The sequence below is a fragment of the Hwanghaeella sp. 1Z406 genome, assembly GCF_048892425.1.
Lineage (GTDB): Bacteria > Pseudomonadota > Alphaproteobacteria > UBA8366 > Aestuariispiraceae > Pacificispira.
In genome coordinates this window covers 19,610-33,347 of the sequence record NZ_JBLZHU010000015.1, presented here as the reverse complement: position 1 = coordinate 33,347, position 13,738 = coordinate 19,610, and the positions used below count along the sequence as shown (strand labels likewise).

Below are 13,738 nucleotides of genomic sequence, written 5' to 3'. Positions count from 1 at the left end.
TGCCCATTGAAGTCATCAATGCCATGGACAAATGGACCTGGGACCGGATTCGCAATGCCAAACGGGCGCGGATCACCGATCCCGAAGGCACCGACATGTCCTTTACCAATCACGATGAATATTGGGATGCCAATCGCGAATTCTATAATCCGGAACTGACCGCGCGGACCTGGACCGGGAATGAGCATTTCGGCAAGACCTACCTGCCGGGCCACATTACCGGACGCCCCTGGATGTTCCATCCGTTCAAAGAAGACGGCTGTGGCATCATTGCGGGCACCACCAACCATATCGCGCCTTGTGACTGGACCCAATTGGTCGTGGAAAACTCCAAAATCACACAGATCAATGAAGGCGGCGAATTTGGCCGCAAACTGCGCGATGTTATGGAGCAGACCAAGGATATCCAATATCCGACCTTCCCTGACAAAGGTATCATGCATTGGTGGGAAGCATCGATTGGCACCAATCCGCATATCCATCGCCCCCGTAAGGACTTCCCGTCAGGCTTTGTGAATTGCTTGTATGAGCGAGTCCGGTCCGGCGTTATCCATATGGGCTTTGGCACCATCATTTCGTCTATGGCGGAACGGGAAGCAGCCCGTATGGGCCATCTTGTCGGCCATTGGCATCTACACCTCTACTTCCCGACCTATACCTGTGAAATGGCCGGGGATAACGAGAATATCATTGAAAATGGTCGCCTTCAGGCGCTCGACGACCCGGAAATCCGCAAGATCTGCTCGAAATATGGCGATCCGGAAATGTGGATGGATGAAAGCTGGAACCCTGCCGTCCCCGGCATCAACATGGATGGGGATTACTGGGATCACTATGCCAAGGACCCGCTTCACTGGGTGAAGACGGAATTGGAAGTCTGCCGCAACTACCACCCGATGTTTATGAAGATGGTCGGCGCAGACGACAAATATTGCCACGGTGCCGGCGCAGATTGGTGGAAAGGCGGATGCTGTGAACACAGCGGCGTCTCTGCACCCGTCCTGCCTGGAAATTGCTGTTGGCATGACCACGACTGGGAATATGTAACATAATACAGTCTTGTGTGGCGTGTTTGATACCCAGCTCAATATAGCCTGCGCAGGCTATATTGAGGCGGCTTCTACTTGACCTGCGATCTCATCTCATCGAATATTTTCAGGGTAGTGTCAGAGCAATTCGAACCAGTCTCAGCATGTGGTTAAATGATGGAACCTATGTCGAATAAATCTGGCGCCACTCGGCGAGAGCAGCGGCTCGATTAGCCTTCAAATTGTCGCTGCGACATTGTCAGAAGAAACTAGATTGAGGCAATTTGAGTATCCGGATAGCCTCCTTAGATGACAAAATCACCATTCCGTTATTTCAAAGACGTCACCCGAGATCATCCAGTTCGCGGTCATGATGTACGTTCGGTTTCCACATGTCTGACGTCAGCGCCTATGGGACAGATTAGTGGAATTGCATAGGAGAGGATTTCTGGTTCATCGTAATGACCCGAAGGGGAATGAAGATGAGACAGAAATCGCAGACACGACAGACAGGTAGCGACAAGGCCATTAAGGACATTCGCCGGGCGACCCGGAAGCAATATTCTGCTGAAGAAAAGATCCGTATCGTTCTAGACGGCTTGCTTGGCGAAGAATCTATTGCCGAGTTGTGTCGGCGCGAAGGCATCGCCGAGAGCATTTATTACACAAATGGTCAAAGGAGTTTCTTGAAGCTGGCAAGCGCCGACTTGCTGGTGATACAGCGCGTGCAGCCTCCACGGGTGAGGTGACGGCCCTTCGCCGGGAGGCAACTGCTGTTTGTTCAGGGGATGCGTCCCATCCTGGCCGACAAGATACGCTACTTCGACCGCTGGGAATGGCGTTTCTGGGGCAAATGGGACAAGTGGCAGGATTGACCTGCGGATATCAGCAAGGTCGCCCTCTGGGCGGCCCTGTTCTCTTTTAAATGATTGCTGAAACAAACATTTGGGATCTCAAGACGCCATAAATCCACATTACGGCACCTCAAGAAACTATTCTTGTTGAAATGACTGCAAAATACCTATATGGTAGCTTGAGATACCCTAATCATTAAATGCGGAGCCTCAAGCGACCATGGTTGCCCGAAATCCACTCCTGACAGCGCCACCCTATGAGGTGGAAATGTCCCTGAAAACACTTGGTGCTAATCTGCGCACTGCGCGGTTGCGCCGTAATCTGTCACTTCAACAGGTAGCAGAAAAGGTTGGCGTTGGACGGCATGTGGTTTCCTCCGCCGAAAAGGGGAAACCGTCAACAGGTATAGCCATATATGCCGCAATCCTGTGGGCGCTTGGTCTCATCGACCAGCTCTCCGTCGTTGCCGATCCAAATCATGACGAAGAGGGCAAAGCACTTGCTAAACCCCGTGAGCGCGCGCGCGCCGGTACAGCGAAGGGGTTAAGCGATGACTTCTGAGATGGGCCAGTCCGAATGCTTTGTTTACATTACCCTGCCTGGCCAGACAGAGCCCGTAACGGCTGGGCGTTTTGTTCTTACCAAAGACAGGCACGGGGTTTCTGTCGGGCGGTTCATCTATGGCCGTAGCTACAGAGATCGTCCGGATGCGGTAGAACTTGACCCGGCTGAGCTGAAGCTTGCCCCTCGAACCTATGAAACAACAGCAATGGGTGGGGTATTCGGTGCCCTTCGAGATGCAGGGCCTGACTATTGGGGACGACGGGTCATTGAACGCCATGCAGGGCGGGCGCAACTGGGTGAGCTCGACTATCTGCTGCACTCCCCCGATGACCGTGCAGGCGCTCTCGGGTTTGGTATTGGACCGCAACCTCCTGCACCTCGACGAGACTTTAACCAGACACTTGACCTGGGAAAACTGCTGGCCATCGCAGACGCAATCATTAGCGAAGAGGACGTGAGCCCTGATGCGGCAGCAGGCCAGATCGAGGAACTACTGCTCGTCGGCACCTCCATGGGGGGCGCAAGGCCAAAAGCCGTTGTAGAGGATGATGACGGGCTGTGGATCGCAAAATTCAGTCGCCCGGACGACAAATGGAATCAGGCACGGGTTGAACACAGCATGCTTTTACTGGCGCGCGATTGCGGGCTGACGGTATCGACAAGCAGGGTGATCACAATCGGCGGCAGGGATGTATTGCTCGTCAAACGGTTTGATAGAGAGAAAACAGACGCTGGTTATCTGAGGGCTCGGATGATCAGCGGCCTCACGCTGCTTCGTGCAGAGGACAGTCACCGCTCCCGTGACCGCTGGTCATACGTGTTATTGGCAGAGGAACTGCGCCGCACATGCACGGAGCCGAAGAAGCAGGCGAACGAACTCTTTCGCCGCATGTGCTTTAACGCCCTTATTTCGAACACAGATGATCACCCCCGCAACCATGCCATCATTGCCAAGGACAGGGACTGGAAACTCTCTCCTGCCTATGACCTTACGCCTTCGGCACCTGTAAGCCTGGAACAACGCGACCTTGCCCTTACCTGCGGAGATCAGGGGCGCTTTGCCAATATGGAGAATCTGCTGTCCCAGTGTGAACGGTTCCTGCTGAACCGAGAGGAAGCGGAAGCCATCATTGCAGAAATGCAAGAGGCCGTTGGCAAGTCCTGGTACACTGTGATGCGCTCCACAGGGGTAACTGAACGGGACTGCGACCTGCTCAAGGGCGCTTTCGTTTATCCGGGTTTCAGACAAAGCAGACCATAAAAGGTAAACAGCCGAACCAAATCCTTGATGCAGTCATGTCCGCATAAATGTCCGTTTGGCGAGAACCTCAAGAGTCGGAATTTAATACAGTTTATCAAATTAACTTCCGCCAAAAGCTCGATTGAATGTCCGCTTATAACTTCGTCTTTCAGAACAAAAAGAAGCCACCCCGAGGGGTGGCTTCTGACTTGCGCATTTAGAGCAAGCCCTCCGATTTTAAAACATTGATGAGCTTTTCAGCCAGGATAAGACCTTCCTGACGCTTGACGTCATGGAAGTTGTCGTACCTCTGGCCGCACTCTCCGAGAGCCTTTTTCACCGCAACATTCGCAGCGGTAGCTGCTGCGAAGCGGAGTTGAAGCACAGCGCCGACGATGCTCTTGTAACGACCATTAAGGCCGTTGGCTTCTTCATATGCCTGTTTTGCTTCATTACTCGCTTCGACATACTCCTTGCCCATCCACGTCACCTGATTGAAGAGCGACAGCGCCCGTTCAGAGACGAAGATACGAAACGGCTCAAGGGCATCATCGAGGCCCATGTCGCGCGTCAGAAAGAGCAAGGATTGATCGAGCTTGTCCTCCGTCGGAGTAACAAGGTCATAGCGCGTCGACCAGGATTGCCGCTCCCACATTTGCTTGCGGACTTCCTGTTTGGTCGTCCAGCGGTTAACGGGGAGTACATCACGAGGATCAGTGTTTGCATCCATAAGTCTGTACCCGAAAAAATCGGGCTCCCTGGTAAGAGTTGGGGGAAAGACCGAAACGCCGCATGCGTCGCAAAAGAGCGACGGTTTAAGGTCAAGCGGGATGAAGATGTTTCGGTTACAGATGCTTATGTCGCTTTACGAAAACGCTTTACTGACCATCAATGAGGGTCAAAGCCCCAAATCCCGCATGCCACGTTCCCGCTCACGCTGGCGGCGTCGCTCTTCGTGTTTACGCCATGCCCGGTAGAGCTGCTCTTTGCGATCCTCGGCAAGGCGGGCTTTATGGATCATATCGCCGGTTACTCGGTCCAGCGCCTTTGCCCGGGCCTTAATCTTCTCCAGAACCACACCACTTATCCAACCTGCATTCCCACCTGAGCGTTGGAGCGCTTCATAATCTCTGACAGCAAGCTCCATCGCCCGCCTCTGCTGGTCAATGCGGGAAAATGCACCTGCAACTCTGTCCCGTGCGTCACGCCACTGGCGGCGGTGCTTGACTAGCGCCCGATAGGCTTTGTCGGCCTCACGCTTTCCGGTGTGGCCAACAATGTCTTTTTGTATCTCCCCCAGCACGCGTGGGTCCTGCGTGACCATGGCATCGGCCATGTCACTGCCGTGGGTCGCCGAGGCCGGAGCCGCGCCGAACATCCCGTCCAAGCGGCATCGAAAATGGAAGGCCTGCTTCAGTAAGAGATTGTATAAGGAACGCAACAGGGTCGAGCGGTTCTTCAATCGTATCAAACACTTCCGACGCATCGCGACACGATATGAAAAACACGCCGCTAACTACCTCGCCATGCTTAAACTCGCCGCCATCCAAATCTGGCTCAGAAGTTAATGAGTCTATGGCCTAGAAGCCGAACCGGCAGATCAGGAGTTCGATGAAGATGAGGAGTACCAGAGGGAGATAGCCGAAGCCAAAAAGAGAGCGGAAGATCGGCGGCAGGCGAAGCGTGGAGACCCGCCCGAACCACCGTCTTTCGATTGAGGTTACTGACGTTGCTCTTCGAGCCACTGCTCGAAGACGCTACGATCAACAAAAATGCGCCCACCTATTTTGATGAGGCATTTGTGGAAGCCATTGGCTTTTGCGTTAAAGATCCACCATCTGATCATCGATTCAGATAGTGCGGGGTTAAATTTCACCAGTTGTGAAATGCTGAGTACGTTTTGAAAGTTCATTCATAACAGTCTCCTTTATTCTCCACATAATTATTTTGGGAAGCGTAGAGACGTATTTCAATAATATCCCAATTTTCCGCCATTTTCATACTACTGATGAGCTAGGGTCAGGACTCATTGAATCCACCATATAACGATTACAGCGATTGTTATGGCGACCATAAAGATGTCTGCACGGCGATCATACCTAGTTGCGATACGTCGCCAATCCTTCATTTTTCCGAACATGTTTCCGACCTTATGGCGTTGTTTATACGTGACCTTGCAGAATGACGCAGGAGCATTTCTGCCTTTTCTGGGAGGGATGCAGGGGATGATGCCCTTGGCCTGCAGGGCTGCGCGGTACTCGTCGCTGTTATACCCCTTGTTTGCGATCAAGATTGCGCCCTCTCGGTCGGGCAGCGTGGGATACAGGATCTTCGCGCCAATATGATCGGATACTTGTCCTGCTGTCAGGCACATCAGCAACGGACGGCCTTCGCCATCGCACACAGCATGCAGTTTCGTGTTTAACCCGCCTTTTGTACGCCCGATGTGGCGGGAAAGTACCCCCCTTTTAGGAGGCTCGACGCCGTGCGGTGAGCCTTCAGATGTGTCGCGTCGAGCATCAGCATATTGGGTGGCCCATCCGCTGAAGCCAAGTTACTGAAAATCCGATCAAACACTCCCAAAACTGTCCACCGTCGAAAGCGGTTATACAGCGTCTTGTGTGGGCCATAGCCCGGTGGGGCATCTTTCCATTGTAGACCATGCTTCAGAACATAGATGATCCCGGAGATAACCCGGCGATCATCCACACGCGCAACACCGTGCGACTTCGGAAAAAGGGCTCAATCTTCGACATTTGATCGGCAGAGAGAAGAAACATATCCGTCATGGCAAACTCCTTTGCCACGGTGAATCACTATTCGCTCATCAATGCAAATTAATAGGTCCTGAGCCTAGGCAGACCGTTGGAACGTGTTGGGCATTTTTGGGAGCAATTACTCCCAAATTACTCCCAAACGCAAAAATGCCCCGCTCCGAAGAGCGAGACTTTTTGATTTAGTCAGTGATTTCAGTGTCTTATTTGGTTGCGGGGGTAGGGTTTGAACCTACGACCTTCAGGTTATGAGCCAAACAGGCTATTGGTTAACGTATCATACGCTATCATATTAAATTGTTATTTTATATAGCTTTATGCGTCATTTTCGTTTAACGATGATCTCTCAAGATTCGGTAAAATGACGCAAATAGGTAGCCCCATGGTAGCCCCAAACGACACAGTGAACTTCACGAAGGCCCTTTTGATGGGTGTCCCCCTCCCCGCCAAAGGAGATCGCTTCTCCTTTAAGGACAGCCGTGTGAAGGGGCTTATTTTGCGAGTGACGGCGAATGGTCAGAAGACCTTTCAGCTCTATCAGAAACACCAGGGGCGACCCGTGCGAGTGACCTTGGGCACCTTCCCCGATATGACTATTGAGAATGCGCGTCGGGAGGCCACAAAAGCCAAAGGGGCATTAGCAGGGGGAGAGAACCCCAATGTCGCTAAGAACCGCATGCGCCAAGAGATCACGCTGAAAGAGCTCTTTGCGTCCTATATGGAGCGTTACAGCAAACTTGAGAAAAAGTCGTGGCGTTATGATGAACGGGAGATCAATAAGTTCCTGTCCCATTGGTTTAATCGCAAAATCTCGGATATCAGCAAATACGAGATTAAATCCCTGCATATCAGCATGAGAGAGAAGAACGGGCTCTATCAGGCGAACCGAATGCTTGAGCGCATCCGGGCGATGTTCAACAAGGCAATTGAATGGGGGTGGGAGGGCGTCAATCCGACCCAAGGGATCAAGAAGTTCAAAGAACAGTCGCGGGACCGCTATATCCTCCCCAATGAAATGCCCCTGCTTCTGGAAGCCGTGGACGAAGAGCATAACGAAGTGGCGCGGGATTATATCCTGATATCGCTGTTTACCGGCGCACGTAAAACCAACGTCCTTGAAATGCGATGGGAACAGATTGATTGGCACAACAAGACGTGGCGCATTCCCGATACCAAGAATGGGGAGCCGGTGCTGGTAACTTTGGCCCCAGAAGCAGAAGCAATCCTGGAGCGTCGCCTAAAGGCGTCCCCTGGCAGTCCTTGGGTCTTCACCAGTGAGGCCAGCAAGACCGGGCACCTAAACGATCCTAAGAAGGCCTGGATACGGGTTAAGCAACGCGCAACGCTTAAAGCATGGTCAGACGACCCAAGACTAGCGGCGGTGATCCAGAGGGCCTCAGAGACTCTCCCAGACGATCATGACGTGGGGACACTCTATGCAAAGGTTGAAGCCGACTGTGACAAGCTGGGATTAGAGCTCCCGACCAGCTTAATGGATATCCGCCTCCACGATATCCGGCGCACCTTTGGCAGCTATCAGGCGATTGCCGGGGCAAGTCTTCAGGTGATCGGAAAATCCCTTGGGCATAAGTCACAGCAATCGACTCAGGTATATGCTCGTCTGCACAATGATCCGATACGGGCGTCGGTTAATTCGGCGACTGCCACGATGCTAAGCTTAGGGAAAATGCACAAATGAATTTACGGGATACGCGCAAACCATACGAACTGTCAGAGGGCGAACTTCAGACCCTCATAGCGAAGTTTGAGAAGATTACTGATACTAAGTTTGATAAGGCTTTCGCGGATCAGGTGAATAACTTCATTGGTATCTTCCGCGAGAAAATCTTGATCGAAAGAGATGCGATAAAGAACAAAAAAATAAAACGCCAACTCACTCAGTTTGAAAACGCACTGGAAAAAGTCTCCACCTTGCAAAGTGACAAAATAAGCGACAATGCCCGCATGGCAATAATCGCCAAACTTCCAGACATGTTCGAGACTTACATTGATGCAAACGACTCTATCGAAACACTACGACAAGCCTGCACCGACGCAATTGACAGTTTAGGTCAGTCTGAGAAATCGACACAATATTCACTCACAAACCTGAAACCCATCCTGGCAACCGAGCTTGCTCGGGAACTCAGTAAATGCGGGGTCGAAATCACGGCCTACCGGGAAGGAACGTTCGGGAAATGTCTTGAGGCGTTTCTCAAAGCCATCAAAGGGGAGGCTGGCGGTGAGAAATTCAACATCTCAATACGTGAAGACTTATTCCCCATCATCAAACAGGCCAAAGACGACTACGCCACAACTGAGCGTTTTGTCCTTCTTAAAATTAGGTGAGATTTTTGGGCAAAAAGTTGTCCCCAATTTGGAACCTATTTGATTAACGCCAATCACTAGAGGTTGCCCTGAAGCCATTGAGCGCTGTGTTCGTGGCAGTAAATCTAACTGGGGTAATTTCAAATGACACAACGACTCTTAACCAAAGAAGACGTATCTAAGATTCTGGGCGTCACTGTCGGGACGCTTGCCGTATGGCGTGCGACGAAACGCTATAACCTTCCCTATGTGAAATCGGGCCGGTTGGTCAGGTATCGGGAAGCGGATGTGCAAGCCTTCATCAACTCTCGCATTTATGGGGAGGGTTGATCATGACGAACCCAGCCGAAACTCTAAAGCGGTCCCTCTCCCCGGAACGCTATTACACGAAAACGCTGAAAGGCTGTTTCGGAAAGCCGACCAGACAGGGCTGGCATATGTGGGAGGGGCTTTGCCCCTTCCACGCCGACACCCGCCCTGGCTCCTTTGTCGTGAACAAGGCGACAGGGGCGTTCAAGTGCTTCTCTTGCGGCGAACAAGGGGGCGATATCATCACCTTCCATATGAAAGCCAATCATGTTGGCTTCCTTGGGGCTCTTAAAGAGCTGAAGGGAGGCCTGTGATGCGCCCGGTCAAGCGATGGGACTATAAAACACGGGATGGGGAAGCCATTGGCTATGTCGTACGTATGGAGGGGGAAATTTCCCCTACGTATGGAAAAGCTGAAAAGCAGATCATCCCCTACTTCCGTACGGACGGGAAACCGGGTATCCCAGACGACCACTCTACCCATCTCCGTATATACGGGCTGGATTATATCACCGATTTCGCAGAACCGATCTACATTGTAGAGGGAGAGAAATGTGCCGCTGCCCTGCACGGGCTAGACCTTCAAGCTGTGACAAGTCTCGGGGGAAGCTGTCAGGCAGTTAAGGCCGATTGGTCAACTCTAAGGGATGCAAGCCATATCTACATACTGCCAGACAATGACGAGCCTGGAATGCGCTATGCCAAGGCAGTCTATGACCAGGTGAGACACTTCCCATTTTTGCATGAGATCAAGTTGGTGCAATTCCCTATGTATGAGAAAGGGGACGTCTGCGATTTTCTGGCATCCCGTGACGGGATGGAGAGTTGGGATGGGCTATCCCCTATAGAGGGCGTTTCCTTAGGGGATATTTCCTTAGGCTCCGTTTCCTTAGGAATTGATCCCTTAAGAAACGACCCTTTAGACGACCCTTCCTTAGAGACGGCATTTCTAAGGCACGCAGATGCCTTAGAGAATGATTCCTTAGGGTCGACCCTAAGTATGGAGTTTGAACGATACAGGGATATAAACGCCGCTCCCATCCCTAACGATTGGCTCTTCCAGACAACAAAGACCCAGTATCACTTGATCACTGTGAACGACTTCACCCGTATGGAGCTGCCAAAGCGGGAGATGCTTCGTGCGCCTTGGATGCCTGAAGGGTCGATCAGTATGGTTTTTGCAGATCGGGGAATCGGCAAAACGTTCTTCTGTCTGTCCTGTGTTACTGCCCTACACGGACTAGGCCTTCATGCCTGGACAAGGCTTTGAAGAAGCAGTTATGCAGATAAAGTCAATTGGTACGTCCTGTAGTATGTCGAACATCAAGAACAACATAAATTAGTGCGCAATACATAATTTCAGCCAAACCATTTTTGTCATTATTTAACTTGACCTTCCAGTAACCGGAGGCCTCAACGTCTTCAAGGTACACGAACTAGGAGGCAATTATGAAAAGTAATATGATTGAAAATATTGAACATGATCCGGTCTGCGGTATGAAGGTCGACTTAAGCAATGACAATCCAACCGCCGAACATAAGGGGCATAATTACTATTTCTGCTCAAACCGATGCAGGGAGAAATTTATAGGTGCACCTGATGAGTACCTAGGAAACAAAGTCAGAGAAGAAACTATGCCAGAGGGAACCGTCTATACCTGCCCAATGCACCCGGAAATAGAGCAAATTGGCCCCGGCACCTGCCCAAAATGTGGCATGGCACTTGAGCCCAAGGGGCTTCCCTCAAAAGACGAAGGCCCAAACCCAGAGTTAGTTGATTTCAAAAGGCGTTTTGCCGTTGGTGCAGTGCTCACGGTGCCTCTTCTCATCCTAACAATGGGGCCAATGGTAGGTTTACCCGTGCGGGACTGGATTGGAGAACGCATTGTTTTGTGGATCGAGTTGTTACTAGGAACACCCGTCATCCTTTGGTCTGGCTGGCCGTTTCTTGTACGAGGCTGGCAGTCATTCCGAACTATGAACCTAAATATGTTCTCGCTGATCGGCATGGGGGTTTCTTCGGCATTCCTCTTTAGTGTTGTTGCCGTCCTAGCCCCGAGTATATTCCCAGCGGGTTTTCGGGATTCTAACGGGCATGTTGGTGTCTATTTTGAAGCCGGAGCGGTGATCGTTGTTCTTGTACTTTTAGGTCAAATCCTTGAACTCGGAGCACGTGAACGCACTGGTGCCGCGATCCGCGCCCTACTAGATCTCGCCGCCAAAACCGCACGCGTCATTCGCCCCGACGGAACGGAAGAGGAAGTCGCGGTTGAAGATGTCCAGGTAGGAGATAAACTCCGTGTTAGGCCGGGTGAGAAAGTCGCCGTTGACGGTGAAATACTGGAAGGTCGTTCATCAATTGATGAGTCGATGATTTCTGGTGAACCAGTGCCCGTCGAAAAGATTGCCGGTGACCCGGTGACTGGCGCAACCATCAACGGCACAGGAAGTCTGATCATTGAAGCCAAGCGCGTCGGCAAGGATACCATGCTGTCACAGATCGTCGATATGGTCGCATCGGCCCAGCGTTCACGTGCGCCAATTCAAAAGCTGGCAGACAGCGTTGCCGGGTATTTTGTGCCGGTGGTTATCGGCGTCTCTGTCTTAGCTTTCATTGCTTGGTCAATTTGGGGACCATCACCGGTTTTCGCCTATGCGCTGGTCTCGGCCATCGCAGTGTTAATTATCGCCTGTCCCTGTGCGCTGGGTCTGGCAACACCTGTGTCGATCATGACTGCAACTGGACGCGGGGCACAGGCTGGCGTCCTGATCAAGAACGCTGAGGCGCTGGAGCAGTTCGCCAAAATTGATACCTTAATTGTCGACAAGACAGGTACGTTAACAGAAGGGAAGCCCAAACTGGTCGCCGTGATCGCACAGCCAAATCATAGCGAAGAAGAAGTACTGCGTCTGGCAGCGAGCCTAGAACGCGGTTCCGAACATCCACTGGCGGAAGCGATTATCTCTGGTGCTAGGGAACGCGGCATTGCACTTGCCGACGCAACTGATTTTGAAGCCGTCACGGGTAAGGGCGTTAAAGGAACTGTGGACGATCAGTCGATCGCCCTTGGGAATGCCAGATTGGTTGAAGACCTAGGTCTTAACCCTGGAGCTTTGTCTGAAACAGCAGATGCGCGGCGTGACGAGGGAGAAACGGTAATGTTCATTATCGTCGGCAACCAGATCGCGGGCTTAGTCAGTGTTGCCGATCCGGTCAAAAATACAACACCGGATGCTCTTAAGGAACTACACGCGCTGGGACTCAATATCATCATGGCCACTGGCGATAATGAGCGCACGGCGAAAGCAGTCGCAGCGCGCCTCGGGATTGACGAGATAAGGGCCGATGTGCTGCCTGCCGACAAGGCGAGGATCATAAAGGAATTGCAAGAACAGGGTAGAAAGGTAGCGATGGCGGGGGACGGCGTTAACGATGCACCCGCTCTGGCGCAGGCGGACGTTGGAATTGCTATGGGTACTGGCGCTGACGTCGCCATTGATAGCGCAGGAATTACGCTGGTGAAGGGTGATTTAGGCGGTATTGTTAGAGCGCGGCGTTTGTCCGTGGCAACGATGCGTAACATCAAACAAAATCTATTCTTTGCGCTCGTCTACAACGCCGCCGGCGTGCCAATCGCAGCAGGTGTGCTTTATCCATTCCTCGGATTACTGATCTCACCCATGTTCGCTGCTGCGGCCATGAGTCTCTCGTCTGTTTCAGTGATTGGCAACGCGTTACGGTTACGAACCGTCCGCATTCAAGGATAATTTAGGATAAGAAAGTATCCGTTGGAAAATAAATGTTGAAGCTCTGGAATGGCGTTCCGCCGTTCCCCACCCTAAGGAACGGAACGACGGAACGCGCATTCTTTCATAAAGTTTGAGTCAGAGTTTCACACTCATATGGGCACAATCAGTGCAACTCTTTGCTCCGCTAAAAGATGACACGAACTCCTGTCACCAGATAGGTTGCTTGATTACCCTCTCCTTCGGCACTCCGTAATTTGGCAGACTCACCCAGGGTTCGTTCGTGGTGAATGCCAATGTAAGGCGACAGAAGCCTATCAACGAGATCGTAGCTGAGGCGCGCTCCCACTTCGACCTTTGGTCCCCACGCACCGATGGCACGGGCGCGGTCATCGTTGAACGGAAGGTTTACCTCGATGCTTGGGGTAAGGATTATGCGATTGGTGAGCAGTCCTTCATAGTCAATGGCCAGCCGCGCAGCGGGATATTCCGATAGGAATAAATCTGCTTCCACATCAAACCATTGTTTTGATAACCCCTTTATGCCGATAACTCCAGAAAGCCTGTCTGGTCCTTTTGGGGTTTCTGCTCGCACACCAGCAACCGCGTCAAAGAAAGTGCTGATGGGCGTCTGAAGGAGCAACTGGTTCTCCAAGGTCTCAAAGGCATCTGCCTGTGTCTCAAACTCCCCTTCGCTGCGCCAGACGAATTTCAACTCGTCTGACCCAACAAAGGCTTCTGTGTCCCAGGCAAATAGGTTTTTAGGGCCTTTGCCCAATCGATATTCCAAGTTCTCGGCTTTGACGCCCCAAACAAGCGGTTCAGCCGCCGCGGTGAAACTAGCCAGACACAGAGATGAAAAAGTAAGGGCGGTGAGTGCTATCCATCTCATC

The 13,738-nt window shown here is 51.9% G+C and carries 13 protein-coding genes and 3 pseudogenes; 11 read left to right on the top strand and 5 right to left on the bottom strand.

Going from position 1 to position 13,738, the window contains the following annotated elements; translation table 11 throughout:
• The 4 genes and pseudogenes from ACOSDR_RS19970 to ACOSDR_RS19955 all read left to right on the top strand — a co-directional run.
• On the top strand, positions 1-1,052 hold a 1,052-nt coding region (locus ACOSDR_RS19970; protein WP_420732315.1), incomplete at its 5' end, for a hypothetical protein.
• A gap of 458 nt (positions 1,053-1,510) precedes the next feature.
• Positions 1,511-1,806 (top strand): annotated as a pseudogene (locus ACOSDR_RS19965) (transposase); the annotation flags it as partial.
• Positions 1,807-2,150: 344 nt separating this feature from the next.
• Positions 2,151-2,444, top strand: coding sequence for a helix-turn-helix transcriptional regulator (locus ACOSDR_RS19960; protein ID WP_420726236.1), 294 nt, complete (start codon positions 2,151-2,153; stop codon positions 2,442-2,444).
• A complete protein-coding gene (locus ACOSDR_RS19955; RefSeq protein ID WP_420726237.1) occupies positions 2,434-3,708 on the top strand; it encodes a type II toxin-antitoxin system HipA family toxin in 1,275 nt (424 codons plus the stop codon). Before ACOSDR_RS19960 ends, ACOSDR_RS19955 begins: the two co-directional genes overlap by 11 nt.
• A 196-nt stretch (positions 3,709-3,904) precedes the next feature.
• Here ACOSDR_RS19955 and ACOSDR_RS19950 read toward each other — a convergent pair whose 3' ends face one another.
• Both ACOSDR_RS19950 and ACOSDR_RS19945 read right to left on the bottom strand, forming a co-directional pair.
• Entirely contained in the window at positions 3,905-4,417 is a 513-nt protein-coding gene (locus ACOSDR_RS19950) for a hypothetical protein (protein WP_420726238.1), read from the bottom strand.
• A gap of 168 nt (positions 4,418-4,585) precedes the next feature.
• On the bottom strand, positions 4,586-5,023 hold the full coding sequence (locus tag ACOSDR_RS19945; RefSeq protein WP_420726239.1) for a hypothetical protein: 438 nt from the start codon (positions 5,021-5,023) through the stop codon (positions 4,586-4,588).
• A 25-nt stretch (positions 5,024-5,048) separates the two neighbouring features.
• Between ACOSDR_RS19945 and ACOSDR_RS19940 the strand changes: the two are divergent.
• A pseudogene (locus ACOSDR_RS19940) lies at positions 5,049-5,255 on the top strand (transposase); the annotation flags it as partial.
• Positions 5,256-5,407: 152 nt separating this feature from the next.
• On the opposite strand, the gene ACOSDR_RS19935 reads toward ACOSDR_RS19940, so the two are convergent.
• Positions 5,408-5,599 (bottom strand): DNA-binding protein, encoded by a 192-nt coding sequence (locus ACOSDR_RS19935; protein WP_420726240.1) that lies wholly within the window; start codon positions 5,597-5,599, stop codon positions 5,408-5,410.
• A 114-nt stretch (positions 5,600-5,713) separates the two neighbouring features.
• Positions 5,714-6,476 (bottom strand): annotated as a pseudogene (locus tag ACOSDR_RS19930) (IS5 family transposase).
• Between the two features lie 412 nt (positions 6,477-6,888).
• Here ACOSDR_RS19930 and ACOSDR_RS19925 point away from each other — a divergent pair.
• From ACOSDR_RS19925 to ACOSDR_RS19900, 6 genes are all read left to right on the top strand, one after another.
• Positions 6,889-8,160, top strand: a complete 1,272-nt coding sequence (locus ACOSDR_RS19925) for a tyrosine-type recombinase/integrase (protein WP_420726241.1) — start codon at positions 6,889-6,891, stop codon at positions 8,158-8,160.
• Entirely contained in the window at positions 8,157-8,810 is a 654-nt protein-coding gene (locus tag ACOSDR_RS19920; protein ID WP_420726242.1) for a hypothetical protein, read from the top strand. The genes ACOSDR_RS19925 and ACOSDR_RS19920 overlap by 4 nt, the downstream gene beginning before the upstream one ends.
• Positions 8,811-8,933: 123 nt before the next feature.
• Positions 8,934-9,119 carry a helix-turn-helix transcriptional regulator gene (locus ACOSDR_RS19915; RefSeq protein WP_420726243.1) on the top strand — a complete coding sequence of 62 codons (186 nt, stop codon included), beginning with the start codon at positions 8,934-8,936 and terminating at the stop codon, positions 9,117-9,119.
• Between the two features lie 2 nt (positions 9,120-9,121).
• Entirely contained in the window at positions 9,122-9,412 is a 291-nt protein-coding gene (locus tag ACOSDR_RS19910; protein WP_420726244.1) for a CHC2 zinc finger domain-containing protein, read from the top strand.
• The gene (locus tag ACOSDR_RS19905; protein WP_420726245.1) at positions 9,412-10,368 is read left to right on the top strand and encodes a toprim domain-containing protein; all 957 of its coding nucleotides are present in this window, start codon (positions 9,412-9,414) and stop codon (positions 10,366-10,368) included. Before ACOSDR_RS19910 ends, ACOSDR_RS19905 begins: the two co-directional genes overlap by 1 nt.
• 179 nt (positions 10,369-10,547) lie before the next feature.
• Positions 10,548-12,866, top strand: a complete 2,319-nt coding sequence (locus ACOSDR_RS19900; RefSeq protein WP_420726246.1) for a heavy metal translocating P-type ATPase — start codon at positions 10,548-10,550, stop codon at positions 12,864-12,866.
• Between the two features lie 166 nt (positions 12,867-13,032).
• Here ACOSDR_RS19900 and ACOSDR_RS19895 read toward each other — a convergent pair whose 3' ends face one another.
• Positions 13,033-13,737 carry a copper resistance protein B gene (locus tag ACOSDR_RS19895; protein WP_420726247.1) on the bottom strand — a complete coding sequence of 235 codons (705 nt, stop codon included), beginning with the start codon at positions 13,735-13,737 and terminating at the stop codon, positions 13,033-13,035.
• Position 13,738: the final 1 nt, after the last annotated feature.

Coding starts and splice junctions, on each gene's coding strand:
- ACOSDR_RS19950 (WP_420726238.1), bottom strand. CDS start 4,417: ATGGATGCAAACACTGATCCTCGTGATGTACTCCCCGTTAACCGCTGG.
- ACOSDR_RS19920 (WP_420726242.1), top strand. CDS start 8,157: ATGAATTTACGGGATACGCGCAAACCATACGAACTGTCAGAGGGCGAA.
- ACOSDR_RS19915 (WP_420726243.1), top strand. CDS start 8,934: ATGACACAACGACTCTTAACCAAAGAAGACGTATCTAAGATTCTGGGC.
- ACOSDR_RS19945 (WP_420726239.1), bottom strand. CDS start 5,023: ATGGCCGATGCCATGGTCACGCAGGACCCACGCGTGCTGGGGGAGATA.
- ACOSDR_RS19905 (WP_420726245.1), top strand. CDS start 9,412: ATGCGCCCGGTCAAGCGATGGGACTATAAAACACGGGATGGGGAAGCC.
- ACOSDR_RS19955 (WP_420726237.1), top strand. CDS start 2,434: ATGACTTCTGAGATGGGCCAGTCCGAATGCTTTGTTTACATTACCCTG.
- ACOSDR_RS19935 (WP_420726240.1), bottom strand. CDS start 5,599: ATGAACTTTCAAAACGTACTCAGCATTTCACAACTGGTGAAATTTAAC.
- ACOSDR_RS19925 (WP_420726241.1), top strand. CDS start 6,889: ATGGGTGTCCCCCTCCCCGCCAAAGGAGATCGCTTCTCCTTTAAGGAC.
- ACOSDR_RS19895 (WP_420726247.1), bottom strand. CDS start 13,737: ATGAGATGGATAGCACTCACCGCCCTTACTTTTTCATCTCTGTGTCTG.
- ACOSDR_RS19960 (WP_420726236.1), top strand. CDS start 2,151: ATGTCCCTGAAAACACTTGGTGCTAATCTGCGCACTGCGCGGTTGCGC.
- ACOSDR_RS19910 (WP_420726244.1), top strand. CDS start 9,122: ATGACGAACCCAGCCGAAACTCTAAAGCGGTCCCTCTCCCCGGAACGC.
- ACOSDR_RS19900 (WP_420726246.1), top strand. CDS start 10,548: ATGAAAAGTAATATGATTGAAAATATTGAACATGATCCGGTCTGCGGT.